The sequence below is a fragment of the Brevundimonas phoenicis genome (genome assembly GCF_047237745.1).
Taxonomy (GTDB): Bacteria; Pseudomonadota; Alphaproteobacteria; order Caulobacterales; family Caulobacteraceae; genus Brevundimonas.
The window spans coordinates 761,376-776,283 of record NZ_JBDFLN010000001.1; the positions used below are offsets into that span (position 1 = coordinate 761,376).

Genomic DNA, 14,908 nt, shown 5'->3' on the forward strand with positions numbered 1-14,908 from the left:
GCGCTTAAAGAGATGAAATCAGGCGGCCGGGACCAGGTCGGTCCAGTAGTCCCCGCGATAGGGGACGGCCAGGAAGTCCTTGTTGATCGTGTCCAGCGTCGCGCGCGGGTCCAGATCGGCGAACAGTTCGGGCTGGATCCACTTGGCCAGCACCTCGGTGGCGACGATGTCGATGGGCGAGTTGATCAGCTGGTGCGACAGGCCGTGCACCTTGCCCTCGCGCACCGCCTTCAGGGTCGACAGGCCGCGCCGCCCGGCCACGCGGCGCAACGAAGCGCGCGAGGTCTCGGCATCGTATTTCGGGCCGACGACGAAGCCGCCGGTCTTCTCCAGATGCGGGCCGCCGGTGGCGATGTAGATGTCGGGATCGCGCTCGACCACGAACTCCAGGTTCAGCTTGCCCGACGGCTGTTTCAGCACCTCGGCGCCGATGTTGCGGGCGCCGACGAAGGTCAGATAGTCGCCGATGTTCCCGGCCCCGACCGAGTTGCAGCAATCCGGCCCGTTGCCCGCGTGAGCTTCCAGGAAGACGGTCGGCTTCTGCTCGTCCTTCAGTCCGGCCACGCGGTCGGAGATGATCTTCAACCGGGCGGCGCGTAAGGCATTGTAGGCCTCGGCCTGTTCCTCGCGGCCGATCATGGACCCCAGCAGGCTCAGGCTGCGCGGCTGGTTCTGGAACGGGTGCTGGAAGAAGTCGACATAGGCGACGCGCACGCCCGCCTGCTCCAACTGGGCGGTCTGGGCGTCGGTCGGGCCGGAATCCAGCGACACCAGGGCCACCTGCGGCTGGGCGCCCAGCACCGCCTCGACGTTGAAGGCGGCGGCCGAACTCGGCGTCTTGGGCAGGGTCGCCAGCGCCGGGGTTTTCTCAAGATAGGCGGCGTAGATGTCCGGGCTGAGGCGATTCACATCGCCCGCCCATGCGGCCAGCAGGCTGACCGGATCGGGATGGATCAGCGACAGGGCGATCAGGAAGCGGCTGTCGTCGATCGACAGCTTCGTCACCGGCGGGGTGATCGCCAGCGGCCGGTCGCGCAGGTCGGTCAGCAGGGAGGTCGGTGCGGCCTGGTCGCGGCGCGTGCAGGCGGCGGCCCCGGTCGCTATTAGGGCGGCGGCGCCCAGCAGCAGGGCCCGACGTCCCAGGTTGAAATCGGCCATCAGCCCCATCCTCACAAGTCCCAGCTCATGCCCATCCAATAGCGACGCCCATCGCTTTGGAAGCCGCAATCGACGGCATGCGGCGTCTTGCTTTTCAGACGGAGGCAGGGATGCGTCGCAAGGACGCGGGTGGCCGCGAACGAGGCCAATATGCTGGCGGCGCCGGTCTTCAAGCTGGTCGCTCCGTCCTCAGATCGTGAGGATGGTGGGTAGTAATAATCACTCGCACTTGCAAGCGCGGTGTATCGGACAAGCTGACGAAAGACGCCCGGGGGCATCGAAAAGAGGTTAGGCGGCGGGCGTGGCCTGCAGCGCCGCAGGCGGTTCCTGCACCATGAAGGGCCCCATGGCGAAAGCCGCCACGGCGGCGCCGGCCGACAGGGCCAGAACCGCTACGACGACATAGGCCGTCACGGCGCGCGAACGGCGGCGGCGAAACCCTCCCGGCCTGACGTTGCGGACCAGCACATAGGGCTGATTGCTGAAGGCCTCGGAGCCCACGATGTTATGCTGAGACAAGAATACGCTCTCGACTGTCCTGTGACGGACCGTTCAGAGAGCGGCCACATGAGGCCAAAGGATGGCGAACGGCGCTCGGCTTCTACAAAACTACAGCGAAGTCAACTGCCAAGGTTGACGTTGATCGCTCGACCGCCGCGCGTCTGGACTCGGCGCATCACCACCATGATGTCGTCTCCCGCCTTGACCGGAGAGATCAGGAACCAGCTGCCGTCCGGCAGACCGCTGAAGCTGAAGGCGCCGTCGGCGCACGCTTCGGCGCGCTCGAACGAGCGGTAGTCGGCGCCCTGTTCTCCTGCCGAGCGGGCGCGCACTACGGCGGCGGGCACGGCGGCGCGGTCGGTCGAGCCGTACAGGCGCTGCATCCGGGCGCGGGTGTAGGGGGTGTCGGGGATCAGGCCCACATTGCCGACGCAGTTGAAGCTGCGGCCGTCCTGGGCGAAGGCGACGCGGCCGTTGATCGAGGCTTGGCCGGAGCGCGTCGACCAGGTGAAGTCGTCGGCGCTGAACTCGGCCGGACCGCTCGTTCCGCCGCCCATCGGCGTTGTGGCGCAGGCGGCCAGGGTCAGGCCGGCGGCCGCTGCGGCGGCCAGGGCGGTCAGGCGCGAACGGCGCGCGTTCGAGGGGCGGTCGGTCATCGTGGGTCGGCTCCCGGCTTTCTCGGATCAGGCGAGTTTCGGCATGACCCCCGTCGCAGGGGCGAGTCAAGGTTGCCCGGCGTCGCGGCCTGCTCCACAAGAGGCGTCGGAGACCGGACGACAGAGGCCGGCCGAAGTGAATTCAGGGATTTCATGACCGTCACCATCGACGACATCCGGGCGGCGCAACAACGTATCGCCGGCCAGGTCGACCGCACGCCCGTCCGCTATTCCCGCCGCTTGTCGCAGCTGACCGGGGCGGAGATCTGGATCAAGTTCGACAATCTGCATTTCACCGGCAGCTTCAAGGAGCGCGGCGCCCTGAACCGGCTGTTGCAGCTGACGCCGGACGAGATGAAGCGCGGCGTCGTCGCCGCCTCGGCGGGCAACCACGCCCAGGCCCTGGCCTATCACGGCGGCCGTCTGGGCGTGCCCGTGACCATCGTCATGCCCGAGGGCACGCCTTTCGTGAAGGTGGACGGCACCCGCGCCCACGGCGCTGATGTGGTCATCCACGGCCTTGACTTCTCAGCCTCGACCGAGGAGGCCAAGCGGCTGAAGGCCGAGCACGGCTATGTCTTCGTCTCGGCCTTCGACGACGAAGGCATCGTTGCGGGGCAGGGGGTCTGCGGTCTGGAGTTCGTCGAGGACGCGCCCGATCTGGACGCCCTGATCATCCCCATCGGCGGCGGCGGCCTGATCGCCGGCAGCGCCATCGCCGCCAAGGCGATGAAGCCGGGCATCAAGATCTTCGGCGTCGAGGCCGCCCGCTATCCGTCCTTCACCGCGCGCCGTCGCGGCGAACCGGCCAAATGCAGCGGGCAGACCATCGCCGAGGGCATCGCCATCAAGGCCGTGGGCGAGATTCCCTTCGCCCTGGCCGACAGCCTGATCGACGAGGTCTTCGTCTGCGAAGAGGCCGACTTCGAAAAGGGCGTGGCCCTGCTGGCGACGCTGGAGAAGACGGTGGCCGAGGGCGCCGGGGCCGGCGGCCTGGCCGCCATCCTGGCCAACCCGGAACGCTTCAAGGGCATGAAGATCGGCGTCGAGCTGACCGGCGGCAACATCGACGCCCGCATGCTGGCCGTGGTGCTGAACCGTGAAATGGTCCGCGAGAAGCGGCTGATCGTCTATCGCATTCTGGGCGACGACCGCCCCGGCATGCTGTCGGCCATGGCCGCCGTGATCGGCGGGCTGGGCGGCAACATCATCGACGTGGTGCACAACCGGCTGGCGCTGGACGTGCCCGCCAAGGGCGCCGAGTTCGACATCATGGTCGAGACCCGCGACGCCCGTCATGCCGAGGAAATCGGCGCCGCCTTGAAGGACCAGGGTTATGAACTTCGCATGGGCTAAGCGCCCCCTCGGCGCCGCTATGGCCGCGACCGCCCTTCTGGCTCTCGCCGCTTGCGGCCGTCCCGCCGCCGCGCCTGAAGACCTGGCGAAGAATGCGGCGGAATCAGCCGCCTACATGAAGAAGAACGCCTCGGAAGAGGGGGTGCAGACCCTGCCGTCCGGCCTGCAGTACAAGGTCGTGGCCTCCGGTCCGGCGGGCGGCGTCAGCCCCGATCGCAACGACCTGGTCAGGGTCGATTATGAAGGCACGCTGACCGACGGCACGGTGTTCGACAGCTCGTTCAAGCGCGGCGCCCCGGCGGTCTTCTCGCCCGAGGGCGTGGTGCCCGGTTGGACGGAGGCCCTGCAGTTGATGAAGCCCGGCGACGAGTGGATTCTCTTCCTGCCGCCCGAGCTGGGCTACGGCGAGATGGGCGGCCCGCCGATGATTCCGGGCAACGCCGTGCTGGTGTTCCGCCTGAAGCTGCTGGACGTTGCGCCGGTCCCCGGCGGCGGGCGCGGCGTCGGCTCGGCGATGGGGTAAAGCGTCTTCCTTCTCCCGCAGGGGGAGAAGGGCTTTAAATGCGTTCGCTGATCTTGATGGCGGCCTTGCAGCCGACCTTGATGACGCTGCTGAGCAGGCGGTAGGCGGGGGCCTCGCGGCTGCCGTGCTCGATGGCGTGGTCGTGGTGGGCCAGTTCCTCTTCGCGGAACTTGGTCAGTTCGGCGGCCAGTTCGGGATCGCGGTCGCGGATTTCCTCGATCTGGTCGGCGTAGTGTTTCTCGATGACGCTCTCGACCGCCTCGGTGCAGGCATGGGCGGCCTTTTCCGAGATCAGGGCCGTCCCGGCGCCCAGGGCCGTCGCCGCCAGCTTCCACAGCGGGATCATGGCCGTGGGGCGCACCCGGTTCTCATTCAGCAGGGTTTCGAACCGGGCCAGGTGGACGGCCTCGTGTCCCTCCATCTCGGTCAGGTCGGCGGCGATGGCGTCCTTGCCCTTGCGGCCCTCCAGCACGGCGCGCTGGGCGCGGTAGATGTGGACGGCGGCGAACTCGCCCGCGTGGTCGACGCGCAGCATCTCGGCCAGGCGCTCCTTGTCCTGCCCCACGCCGGGGCGAGCCAGGGGAATGCGGCGGGCGGCGGAGACGGCTTCGGCTGATTGGGTCATGACGCCTCTATCCTAGCTCCTCGGCGCGCGGGCGTCCTTGGGACGTTTCGCCGCCAGCAGGCTGAAGATAGCCAGCGCCAGGGAGATCACAAAGTTCCAGCCCGCCATCGACAGGCCGGCGAAGCTCCACGGAATGTCGCCGCAGGAGACGAAGCCCGTGCTTCCGCCCGTGCCGTCGACGAGGGCCGTCAGCGCCGACAGGTCGATGGTGGTGCTCGGCGCGGCCATGCAGGTGGCGGGCAAGGCCCACCACTTCAGCTCGCCCCCGGCGTGATAGCCCGCCGTGATCGCCCCGGTCAGGAAGATCGCCGCCAGCAGGAAGGAGGCGATGCGCGGCGTGCCCCGGCTGGCCCGGCTGAACAGGGCCCAGAAGGTGGCGGCCCCGGCGATGGCGACGGCGGCCCAGTAAACCTCGCGTTGCTTCAGGCACAGGTTGCAGGGCGCCAGGCCGCCGAACCGCTCGAACGCGTGGGCCGCGCCCAGCATGGCCAGGGCGGCGGTCAGGGCGAAGGCCGTCCACCAGCGGGTCAGCAATTTGTAGATCGCGCTCATCTGCGCCTCACAGGAACCAGGCGCCTCTCATAAACTGAGCGGGGACCGGCGTCGATCAGTGACCGATCAGCTTGACCATAAAGAAGGCGCCGACCAGCAGCGCCAGGAACAGCGCGGTGAACAGGGCCAGCCGCTTCTCGACGATCGCCAGCATGGGCGGCCCCCAGCGCTTGAGCACGAAGGCCACAAGGAAGAAGCGGGCGCCGCGCGTCAGCACGCATAGGGCGATGAACAGCGCCAGATTGAACTGGAAGATGCCCGAGGCGATGGTGATCAGCTTGAAGGGGATGGGCGTCAGCCCCTTGATCAGGATGACCCAGGCGCCGTGCTGCTGGAACAGGGCCTTGGACGCCTCGAAGGTGTCGGCCTTGCCCAGCAGGGCCAGCATCCACATGCCGACCGGCTCCAGCCAGTAACCGATGGCGTAGCCCAGGATCCCGCCCAGCACCGAGGCGATGGTGCAGACCGTGGCGTAGAAATAGGCGCGTTCCGGCTTGGCCAGCACCATGGGGGCCAGCATGACGTCGGGCGGAATCGGGAAGAAGGAGCTTTCGGCGAAGGAAACGACGGCCAACGAGCGCGTGGCGTGACGGTGGCGGGCCAGAGAGAAGACCCAGTCGTAGAGCTTGCGAAGCATTCAGGCGTCCCGATCGAGGCCCCCGCCTCTCGTCCCTCGCCCGATAGCAGGCCAGACGAAACGGCGCGAGAGGCGAACGATCGCCTGCGACACCGGAACGTGTGCCGTTTCAGTCCACAGCCGCCTTGCGCCCGACACCGCCCCGCCAGTAGGTTCCGCCCCAATCAGCGGCCGCGCCATGCAGGCCTGAGCCGCGTCAAACCAAAAGAGAGAGGAGACGCGCCATGCAGGATGCCGCCAAACTCGACCAGGAAAACCCCCTCGGCGTCGACGGTTTCGAGTTCGTCGAATTCACCGGCCCCGAGCCCGAGGCGATGATCTCGCGCCTGGAGCTGATGGGTTTCACCCCCACCCATGTGAACCCGGCCAACGGCGTGGTGCGCCTGAAGCAGGGCGACATCACCATGCTGGTCCACCGCACGCCCGCCGGCCAAGCGGCGGACTTCGCCAAGGATCACGGCCCCTCGGCCAACGGCATGGCCTTCCGCGTCGCCGACGCCAAGGCCGCCTATGAAGGCGCGCTGGCGCGCGGCGCCCGCAAGGCCGAAGGCGTGAACGGCGGCGCCCTGGCCGGCGACTATCCCTATGTGCTGCAGGGCATCGGCGGCAGCCTGCTCTACGTCGTCGACCAGTACGGCGAGACCGGCTCCCTGTATGACGCCTGGGACGAGATCGAGGGCTGGGAAGAGGCCGAGCGCAAGAATTCCATGGGCCTCGAAATCCTGGACCACCTGACCCACAACGTCCGTCGCGGCGAGATGCGCACCTGGTCGGGCTTCTACAGCTCGGTGTTCAACTTCGAAGAGCAGAAGTATTTCGACATCAAGGGCAAGGCGACCGGCCTGTTCTCCCAGGCCATGATCGCGCCCGACCGCGCCATCCGCATCCCGCTGAACGAAAGCCAGGACGAGAATTCCCAGATCGAGGAATTCATCCGTCGCTACAACGGCGAAGGCATCCAGCACATCGCCCTGACGACCGAGAACATCTTCGAGACGGTCGAGGCCATGCGCGAACGCGGCGTCGACTTCCAGGACACCATCGAGACCTATTTCGAACTGATCGACAAACGCCTGCCGGGTCACGGCGAGGACGTCGAGCGGATGCGCAAGAACCGCATCCTGATCGACGGTTCGGACGAGGAGGGCCTGCTGCTGCAGATCTTCACCCAGGACACCTTCGGGCCGATTTTCTTCGAGATCATCCAGCGCAAGGGCAATGAAGGCTTCGGCAACGGCAACTTCCAGGCCCTGTTCGATTCGATCGAGCTGGACCAGATCCGTCGCGGCGTCATCAAGGTCGACGCCTGAATGCGGTTTCGGCCTCCGCACTGGCTGCCCTGGCTCGGGCCCGCGTTCGCGGGCTTGGCGGCAGGCACGGTCTCAAACCGATGGCCGGAGGGCGGATTCTGGGAATTCTCTTGATCGCCCTCATCTGCGGTTTCGCGCCCATCGTGGCCTACCGCATCTGGAAGCGACTACACCACCGTTGAGGCTTTCCTCCCCACTGCGTGGGGAGGGGGACCACGAAGTGGTGGAGGGGCCTTGCGACGGTAAAACCAAGCCGCCCCTCCGTCTCGTCGGCCGTCGCCGACGATCCACCCCCCCATGTCATGGGGAGGAGAAAATAATGGGGAGCTTGAAATGAAATCCATCGCCTTCGCCGCCGCAGCGGCCGCCGTCCTGCTGGCCTCGTCGGCTCTCGCTCAGGATGCGCCGCAATGGTCGCTGGCCATCCACGGCGGCGCGGGCGTGATCGAGCGCGCCCAGCTCAGCCCGGAACGCGACGCCGCCTATCGCGCGGGCCTGCAGGCCGCGCTGGACGCCGGATCGGCCGTGCTGGCGCGCGGCGGCTCGTCGCTGGACGCCGTTCAGGCCGCCATCGAGGTGATGGAGGAGAACCCCCTGTTCAACGCCGGGCGCGGCGCCGTCTTCACCTCGGCCGGGAAGAACGAACTGGACGCCGCCGTCATGGACGGGACGGACCTGAACGCCGGGGCCGTCGCGGGCCTGACCCGCACGCGCCACCCGATCGCCGCCGCCCGCGCGGTGATGGAGAAGTCGCCCCACGTCATGCTGATCGGCGAAGGCGCCGAAACCTTCGCCCGCTCGGCCGGGCTGGAGGAGGTGGCGCCGTCCTTCTTCTTCACCGAAAGCCGCTGGCAGGCCCTGCTGAAGGCGCTGCGCGACCGGGGTGAGCCCCTGCCCCCGCGCCCGGAAGGCGCCCCGGCCGAACCGACCCGCCTGGGTCCGGCGGCGCCGCTGGCCTTCAATCTTCATGAAGCCCCGCTGGACGAGCGCAAGTTCGGCACCGTCGGCGCCGTGGCTGTCGACAGCCAGGGCCGCCTGGCCGCCGGAACCTCGACCGGCGGCACCACGGCCAAGCGCTGGGGCCGGGTCGGCGACGTGCCGATCATCGGCGCAGGCACCTACGCCTCGAACGCCGACGGCTGCGCCGTCTCGGCCACCGGCACGGGCGAGTATTTCATCCGCGCCACCGTCGCGCGCGACATCTGCCGCCGCACCGCCGAAGGCGCGACCGTCCAGGCCGCCGCCGACGCGGAAATCGCCGAGGTCGGGACCATCGGCGGGGACGGCGGCGTCATCGTCATGGGCAAGGACGGCGTGCACGCCTTCTCGATGAACACCTCGGGCATGTATCGCGGCGCCGTCTCCTCGACCTCGCCCGCACGCGTCGCCATCTACGGCGACGAAGCCGGACGATGAGCGGCGAGGTCGTCGATCTCGAACAGAAGTTCGCGGCCTTCTCCGATCACTGGCGGCCGCGCGTCGCGGCGCAGCTGAACGGTCAGGACGTGCGACTGGTCAAGGTGCAGGGGATTTTCCCCTGGCATAGCCATGTCGAGGCGGATGAGATGTTCCTGGTCTGGAAAGGCCGGTTCCGGGTCGAGTTCCGCGACCGGATCGAGACGCTGGAGCCAGGCCAGTTCATCGTCGTCCCGCGCGGCGTCGAACACCGCACCGCCGCCGACGAGGAGGCCGAGGTGATGATTTTCGAGCCGTCCGAGGTCGTAAACACGGGCGACGCTCCGACCTCCGATTTCACGGCGCCGATGGGGCAGGCGATATGAGCAAGGGCGACCATTCCGGCGTCATCGTTCCGCCGCCCGTGATCTATTTCGCCTTCCTGCTGGGCGGCTGGGGGCTGGGCCAGTGGCTGGTCGAGCCGTCGCTGAGTCTGGCGACCGAGGTTCGGCGCGGTGCGGCCCTGGCGTTGATTCTCGGCGGCCTGTTTCTGGACGGAGCTGCGGCCGGCTATTTCCGTCGTCTGGGCACCCCGCCCGAGCCGTGGAAGCCGACGACGGTCCTGGCCACGGGCGGCCTCTACCGCTTCAGCCGCAACCCCATCTATCTGGGCTTCGCCATTACCTATCTGGGGCTGGCGATCGCCATGGACAGCCCGATCGCCCTCGGTCTGCTGCTCCCCTGCCTGATCGTGGTCGATCGCTTCGTCATCGCCCGCGAGGAACGCTATCTTTCCGCCCGTTTCGGCGCCGAATACGACGCCTATCGCCAGAAGGTCCGTCGATGGCTGTGAGCCCTGAAACCCCCGCGCCCCACGCCGACGAACTGTCCGAAATGGCGTTGGAGGAGCTGGACGCCGCCTGCGCCCTGCGTTGGGTCGAGCTGAAGGCCGTCACCCCCTGGGGCGATACCTATGAGGGCATGGCTCCGTCCGGCCGCGAAGTCGAGGTCGAGCGCCGCTACTTGTGGGCGCATGAACCCGCCGGCGCGATCATCGTCGAGGTCGAGGTGCGCGACCCAGCCAAACGCACCGGGGCCGAGGCTCGCGCCGTCATCAGTCCGCCGGGCGTCGAAACGCGCTGAACGGCGTCTTCATGCGTTGATCTTCGCTCAATCCGCTTTCCAAGCTTCGCTCTCAAGACTAGCCTCTTCTCATGAAACTCGCCTCGCTCAAGCACGGCCGTGACGGCCGCCTCGTCGTCGTCTCCAACGACCTGAACTGGTTTACGGACGCCTTCCTGATCGCCCCGACGCTGCAGGCGGCGCTGGATGACTGGGAGCGGTGCGAGCCGCTGCTGCGCGCCCTGGCCGAAAGCCTGGAGCACGAAGGCGTGCCGCGCGGCCGCTTCCACGAGCGCGACGCCGCCGCCCCCCTGCCGCGCGCCTATCAGTGGGCGGACGGCTCGGCCTATGTGAACCACGTGGAGCTGGTGCGTAAGGCGCGCGGCGCCGAGATGCCGCAGAGCTTCTGGACCGACCCGCTGATGTATCAGGGCGGCTCCGACGGCTTCCTGTCGCCGCGCGACGCTATCCCGCTGAAGGACGAGGCCTGGGGCTGCGACCTGGAGGCCGAGATCGTGGTCGTGACCGGCGACGTGCCGCTGGGCGCGACGCGGGAAGAGGCCCTGGCGGCGATCCGTCTGGTCGGCCTGGTCAACGACGTCTCTCTTCGCAACCTGATCCCTGCCGAACTGTCCAAGGGCTTCGGCTTCGTCCAGTCCAAGCCGGCCAGCGCCCTGTCGCCGGTCTTCGTCACGCCTGATGCGCTTGGCGATCGCTGGAAGGACGGCAAGCTGTCGGGCGCGCTGCTGGTTCAGGTCAACGGCCAGGACTTCGGCAAGGCCGACGCGGGCGTCGACATGACCTTCGACTTCGGCACGCTGATCGCCCACCTGGCCAAGACCCGCGCCCTGGGCGCTGGGACGATCATCGGCTCGGGCACGGTGTCGAACAAGGACGCCGACGGCGGCCCCGGCAAGCCGGTGTCCGAAGGCGGCCTGGGCTATTCCTGCATCGCCGAGATCCGCACGGTCGAAACCATCCAGACCGGCGCGGCCAAGACCCCCTTCCTCAAGCACGGCGACACCGTCCGCATCGAGATGCTGGACGACAAGCACCACACCCTGTTCGGCGCCATCGAACAGACGGTGGCGGTGGCCTGAGCCTTCAGGCCTCCCTCATCCGATAAAAACTGGCGGCGGCGGCGCTTCACCGATTGACGGAGGCTTCGCCGCCGCTAGATTGCGCCGCCTTGAGCCTAGCCGTGCCGGTGTGGTGAAATTGGTAGACGCGCCGGACTCAAAATCCGGTTCCGCAAGGAGTGTCGGTTCGAGTCCGACCACCGGCACCAGGGCCTTCTAGGGGATCCGAGCGCGGCTCTCCCCGGATGCGACCTCTTTCGCCGCCGTATCCTGCGAACGCGCCGCCACGGCGACGCCGCCCACCAGGCCATCGCTCTCGACGCAGAACGGGTTCATCTGCCCTTCCCAGCCGCCGTTGAGCGAGCAGGAATAGCAGCCTGACAGCGTCACGCTGACGCCGATGACCGCCAGAACCTTCCAGATACGATCCGGCATCCTCATCCTCCATCCCTACGGCCCCCGTGTAGCACGGCGATGCGCCTTGCGGGCCGTCGCGGCGCAGCTTGCGCGCGTCTTGCGCATTCAAGAGACGAATGCCTCTTGAACAACCGGACACAAGTGTCCACTTAGCGCCTCATGAACCGTCCCTTGCGACAAGACGCCGCGGAACGCCGCGAAAGGCTGCTGAAGGCGGCCGAGGAGGCCTTTGCGCGCGACGGGCTGGACGTGCCCCTGCACCTGATCGCCGAAAAGGCCGGCGTGGGGCGGGCGACGTTGTATCGAAACTTCGCCGATCGGTCGGCGCTGGTGCTGGCGATCTTCGTCGAGCAGATCGAGGATCTGGGCCGCCGCACGCGCGCGCGGCTGGATGATCCCGACGCCTTCCTGTGGTTCCTGGAACAGCTGGTCGCCCTGATGATGACCAGCGCCGGCCTGTCCGCGCTCATCCGTGACCTGAAGGTCGAGGCGATGGAGCCGGTGCGCCAGGGCGTGCGCGAAGCCGGGGCCGAGGCCCTGGCCGTGTCCCAGGCGGCGGGGCGGGTGCGGCCCGACCTGACGGTCGAGGACATTCGCGTCCTGGCCCTGATGCTGGGGGCGCCGTCGCGGGCGGTCGTCTCGCCCGAGGATCGCATCGCCCTCAGCCGCCGCTCGCTGGAGCTGGCGCTGGACATGGTGCGCCCGCAAGGCGGGGCCCGCGCATGAGCCGCCATCACTGGAATCTGCCGTGGGAGGATTTCTTCGCCACGCTGAAGCCGCACGAGCGGCCGGTCATGCCCGGCTCGCCGTCCACGCCGGACCACGCCATGCCCTGGCGTCTGGCCTATGGCCTGGTCGGCGCCCTGGTCACTCTGACCGGCAGTCTGGGCAATGCGGCGGTGACGGCCAGCCAGCCGCAACTGGCGGGATCGCTGGGCGTGACCCTGGCCGAGGCGGCCTGGCTGCCGGTCATCTTCGTCATGACCAATGCGAGCATGAACCTGCTGCTGGTCAAGTTCCGCCTGCAATACGGCCTGCGGCTGTTCGCCGAGATCGTGCTGATCGTCTTCCTGGCCGCAGCCCTGGCGCACCTGTTCCTGCAGGACTTCGTCTCCACCCTGGTGGTTCGCGCGGTCGCGGGGGTCGCGGCCGCGGGCATGACGACCCTGGGCATCCTCTACATCATCCAGGCCTTCCCGGCGCAGCACCGCCTGAAAAGCATCATCCTGGGCGTCGGCCTGTCCAGCCTGGCCATCCCCATGGCGCGGCTGGGTTTGACGACCCTGCTGGACCGCGACCTGTGGCGGGCCTTCTACATGTTCGAGGTCGGGCTGGTGCTGGTGACGCTGGCCGCCGTCTTCGCCCTGAAGATGCCGCCCGCCCAGCGCATCAAGAGCTTCGAGCCGCAGGACTTCATCACCTTCGCCCTGTTCGCGCCGGGCATGGCGCTGCTCAGCGCCGTGCTGGGCCTGGGGCGGATCGTCTGGTGGCTGGAGGCGCCGTGGGTCGGCTGGGCCCTGGCCGCCGCCGTCCTGTTGCTGTCGGCCGCCGCCATCCATGAATACAACCGCGCCAACCCCCTGATCGACCTGCGCTGGCTGGCCGGGCGCGACATCGTGCGGCTGATGCTGGCCATCCTGCTGGTGCGGATCGTGCTGTCGGAACAGACGACCGGCGCGGTCGGCTTCCTGCAGCAGATGGGGCTGGGCAACGACCAGATGCACGACCTGTTCTGGGTCATGCTGGCGGCCACAGCGGCGGGGTCGCTGGTCAGCGCTTTCACCCTGAACCCGACCAAGCTGTGGAAGCCGATCTCCATCGCGCTGGGCCTCATCGCCCTGGGCGCCTATCTGGACAGCCACGCCACCGTGCTGACGCGGCCGGGCGAGCTGTACGTCAGCCAGGCCCTGCTGGCCTTCGCCGCCGCCTTCTTCATCGGGCCGACGATGATCATCGGCTTCGGCAAGGTGCTGCAGGGCGGCGGTAAGAGCTTCATCAGCTTCATCATCTTCTTCTCCCTGTGTCAGAACGTCGGCGGCCTGATGGGCTCGGCCCTGATCGGCACCGTCCAGACCTTGCGCGAGAAGTTCCATTCCAACCAGCTGGCCGAGAGCATCGGCCTGGGCGATCCCGAGACGGTGCAGCGGCTGCAACAGCTGGGCGGCGCCTACGCCCATGTCATCGACGACCCGGCCCTGCGCCAGGGCGCGGCCCTGCGCCTGCTGCACCAGCAGGTCAGCCAACAGGCCCAAGTGCTGGCCTACAACGACGTCTTCCTGATGATCGCCGTGGTGGCCGCCGTCGGCGCCGTCTGGGTCGCCGTCAACCATTACCGCCCCCGCATCGAGGCGCTGTGCGCCCGCCGTCGCGACGCCGCCCAGGCGAGCCAAGCGCCTGCGCCGTCCGCCGAGTGAACCGGATACGACCATGACCGACGCCTCCCCCTCCGCCCCGCCGCCTCCCGCCCAAGCTCCGGCTCCGGCGCCGTCGCCCGCCGCGCCCCCGCCTCTCGTCTCCAAGGAGCGGCGGATGATGTGGGGCGTGGTCCTGGGCGTGATCGCCCTGATCGGGGCCGGACTGATCCTGCACGCCTGGGGCCTGCCGCCGTTCTCGGGCGGACCGCAGACGACGGACAACGCCTATGTGCGCGGCCAGGTGACGATCATCAGCCCCCAGGTCAGCGGCTATGTCACCTCGGTCGAGGTGCAGGACTTCCAGACGGTGAAGCAGGGCCAGCTGCTGGCCACCATCGACGACCGCATCTATCGCCAGCGGCTGGAGCAGGCGCAGGCGTCGCTGCACTCGGCCGAGGCGGCCCTGGCCAACTCGGCCCAGAGCCAGGCCTCGGCGCGCGGATCGGTGGCCCAGACGCGCGCCGCCATCGCCGCCGCTCAGTCGGCCGTGACCAAGGCCCGCGCCGATGCGACGCGCGTGCGCACCCTGTTCGAGGGCGGCTGGGTCGCCCAGGCCCAGGTCGACGTGGCCCAGAACGCCCTGCGCGCCGCCGAGGCCCAACTGGCCGAAACCCGCGCCGCCGAGGACGTGGCCCAGACCGGCGTGACCTCGGCCGTGGTCAGCCGCGGCTCGCTGGAGGCCGCCGTCGAGAACGCCCGCGCCCAGGTGCGTCTGGCCCAGATCGACCTGGACAATACCCGCATCGAGGCGCCGCGCGACGGCCGTCTGGGCGAGATCTCCATGCGTCAGGGCCAGCAGGTGGCGGTCGGCACGCAGATGACGGCCCTGGTCCCTGACGTCGTCTGGGTCACGGCCAATATGAAGGAGAACCAGATGCGCGACGTGCGCGTGGGCCAGCCGGTCAAGATCACCGTCGACGCCCTGGGCGGCCGCGTCCTGACCGGCAAGGTCGAGCGCATCTCGCCCGCCACCGGCTCGGAGTTCAGCGTGATCCGTCCCGACAACGCCACCGGCAACTTCACCAAGGTGGCCCAGCGCATCCCCGTCCGCATCGCCGTCGATCCGGGGCAGGAAGGCGTCGAGCGTCTGTCGCCCGGCATGTCGGTGACGGCGCGGATTCAGGTGAAGGACTAGGCTCCGCTTCCGGTCCCGCTCATCGCCT

General features: G+C 68.4%; 19 protein-coding genes and 1 tRNA gene. 12 read left to right on the forward strand and 8 right to left on the reverse strand.

Annotated features, from left to right (window positions below):
- Positions 1–18: 18 nt before the first annotated feature.
- The 4 genes from ABC419_RS03760 to ABC419_RS03775 all read right to left on the reverse strand — a co-directional run bounded on the left by ABC419_RS03760 (position 19) and on the right by ABC419_RS03775 (position 2,315).
- Entirely contained in the window at positions 19–1,158 is a 1,140-nt protein-coding gene (locus ABC419_RS03760; protein WP_412876317.1) for an ABC transporter substrate-binding protein, read from the reverse strand.
- An 11-nt stretch (positions 1,159–1,169) separates the two neighbouring features.
- Entirely contained in the window at positions 1,170–1,331 is a 162-nt protein-coding gene (locus ABC419_RS03765) for a hypothetical protein (RefSeq protein WP_412876316.1), read from the reverse strand.
- Positions 1,332–1,446: 115 nt separating this feature from the next.
- Positions 1,447–1,677: a hypothetical protein gene (locus ABC419_RS03770; RefSeq protein ID WP_125900446.1), complete on the reverse strand. Its 231-nt coding sequence runs from the start codon at positions 1,675–1,677 to the stop codon at positions 1,447–1,449.
- A gap of 101 nt (positions 1,678–1,778) precedes the next feature.
- The gene (locus tag ABC419_RS03775; protein ID WP_125900447.1) at positions 1,779–2,315 is read right to left on the reverse strand and encodes a hypothetical protein; all 537 of its coding nucleotides are present in this window, start codon (positions 2,313–2,315) and stop codon (positions 1,779–1,781) included.
- A gap of 153 nt (positions 2,316–2,468) precedes the next feature.
- Here ABC419_RS03775 and ABC419_RS03780 point away from each other — a divergent pair, with 153 nt between their 5' ends.
- A complete protein-coding gene (locus ABC419_RS03780) occupies positions 2,469–3,671 on the forward strand; it encodes a threonine ammonia-lyase (protein WP_412876315.1) in 1,203 nt (400 codons plus the stop codon).
- On the forward strand, positions 3,652–4,194 hold the full coding sequence (locus ABC419_RS03785; RefSeq protein ID WP_125900449.1) for an FKBP-type peptidyl-prolyl cis-trans isomerase: 543 nt from the start codon (positions 3,652–3,654) through the stop codon (positions 4,192–4,194). The genes ABC419_RS03780 and ABC419_RS03785 overlap by 20 nt, the downstream gene beginning before the upstream one ends.
- Positions 4,195–4,228: 34 nt before the next feature.
- Here ABC419_RS03785 and ABC419_RS03790 read toward each other — a convergent pair whose 3' ends face one another.
- The 3 genes from ABC419_RS03790 to ABC419_RS03800 are packed head-to-tail and all read right to left on the reverse strand — an operon-like array spanning position 4,229 to position 6,008.
- Positions 4,229–4,819: a demethoxyubiquinone hydroxylase family protein gene (locus ABC419_RS03790; protein ID WP_412876314.1), complete on the reverse strand. Its 591-nt coding sequence runs from the start codon at positions 4,817–4,819 to the stop codon at positions 4,229–4,231.
- 12 nt (positions 4,820–4,831) lie between these two features.
- On the reverse strand, positions 4,832–5,371 hold the full coding sequence (locus tag ABC419_RS03795) for a disulfide bond formation protein B (protein WP_125900451.1): 540 nt from the start codon (positions 5,369–5,371) through the stop codon (positions 4,832–4,834).
- Between the two features lie 55 nt (positions 5,372–5,426).
- Complete coding sequence (locus tag ABC419_RS03800; protein WP_412876313.1) at positions 5,427–6,008, reverse strand: YqaA family protein; 582 nt, start codon at positions 6,006–6,008, stop codon at positions 5,427–5,429.
- A 224-nt stretch (positions 6,009–6,232) separates the two neighbouring features.
- Between ABC419_RS03800 and hppD the strand changes: the two genes are divergently transcribed.
- The 7 genes from hppD to ABC419_RS03835 all read left to right on the forward strand — a co-directional run bounded on the left by hppD (position 6,233) and on the right by ABC419_RS03835 (position 11,123).
- Positions 6,233–7,318, forward strand: coding sequence for a 4-hydroxyphenylpyruvate dioxygenase (gene hppD, locus ABC419_RS03805; protein WP_125900453.1), 1,086 nt, complete (start codon positions 6,233–6,235; stop codon positions 7,316–7,318).
- Positions 7,319–7,651: 333 nt separating this feature from the next.
- Positions 7,652–8,734 carry an isoaspartyl peptidase/L-asparaginase family protein gene (locus ABC419_RS03810; RefSeq protein ID WP_412876312.1) on the forward strand — a complete coding sequence of 361 codons (1,083 nt, stop codon included), beginning with the start codon at positions 7,652–7,654 and terminating at the stop codon, positions 8,732–8,734.
- Positions 8,731–9,099, forward strand: a complete 369-nt coding sequence (locus ABC419_RS03815) for a cupin domain-containing protein (RefSeq protein WP_412876311.1) — start codon at positions 8,731–8,733, stop codon at positions 9,097–9,099. Before ABC419_RS03810 ends, ABC419_RS03815 begins: the two co-directional genes overlap by 4 nt.
- A complete protein-coding gene (locus ABC419_RS03820) occupies positions 9,096–9,566 on the forward strand; it encodes a methyltransferase family protein (protein ID WP_412876310.1) in 471 nt (156 codons plus the stop codon). Before ABC419_RS03815 ends, ABC419_RS03820 begins: the two co-directional genes overlap by 4 nt.
- Positions 9,557–9,856 carry a hypothetical protein gene (locus tag ABC419_RS03825; RefSeq protein ID WP_125900458.1) on the forward strand — a complete coding sequence of 100 codons (300 nt, stop codon included), beginning with the start codon at positions 9,557–9,559 and terminating at the stop codon, positions 9,854–9,856. The genes ABC419_RS03820 and ABC419_RS03825 overlap by 10 nt, the downstream gene beginning before the upstream one ends.
- 71 nt (positions 9,857–9,927) lie before the next feature.
- On the forward strand, positions 9,928–10,935 hold the full coding sequence (locus ABC419_RS03830) for a fumarylacetoacetate hydrolase family protein (RefSeq protein ID WP_412876309.1): 1,008 nt from the start codon (positions 9,928–9,930) through the stop codon (positions 10,933–10,935).
- Positions 10,936–11,038: 103 nt separating this feature from the next.
- Positions 11,039–11,123: transfer RNA gene (locus tag ABC419_RS03835), tRNA-Leu, on the forward strand.
- A 7-nt stretch (positions 11,124–11,130) separates the two neighbouring features.
- Here ABC419_RS03835 and ABC419_RS03840 read toward each other — a convergent pair.
- The gene (locus tag ABC419_RS03840) at positions 11,131–11,349 is read right to left on the reverse strand and encodes a hypothetical protein (RefSeq protein ID WP_412876308.1); all 219 of its coding nucleotides are present in this window, start codon (positions 11,347–11,349) and stop codon (positions 11,131–11,133) included.
- A 153-nt stretch (positions 11,350–11,502) separates the two neighbouring features.
- On the opposite strand from ABC419_RS03840, the gene ABC419_RS03845 reads away from it, so the two are divergent.
- Genes ABC419_RS03845 through ABC419_RS03855 form a run of 3 tightly spaced genes read left to right on the forward strand, consistent with a single transcriptional unit; the run spans position 11,503 to position 14,880 of the window.
- On the forward strand, positions 11,503–12,057 hold the full coding sequence (locus tag ABC419_RS03845; RefSeq protein ID WP_368925153.1) for a TetR/AcrR family transcriptional regulator: 555 nt from the start codon (positions 11,503–11,505) through the stop codon (positions 12,055–12,057).
- The gene (locus tag ABC419_RS03850; RefSeq protein ID WP_368925155.1) at positions 12,054–13,745 is read left to right on the forward strand and encodes an efflux MFS transporter permease; all 1,692 of its coding nucleotides are present in this window, start codon (positions 12,054–12,056) and stop codon (positions 13,743–13,745) included. Before ABC419_RS03845 ends, ABC419_RS03850 begins: the two co-directional genes overlap by 4 nt.
- Before the next feature lie 13 nt (positions 13,746–13,758).
- A complete protein-coding gene (locus tag ABC419_RS03855) occupies positions 13,759–14,880 on the forward strand; it encodes an HlyD family secretion protein (protein ID WP_412876307.1) in 1,122 nt (373 codons plus the stop codon).
- The last annotated feature ends 28 nt before the right edge of the window (positions 14,881–14,908 follow it).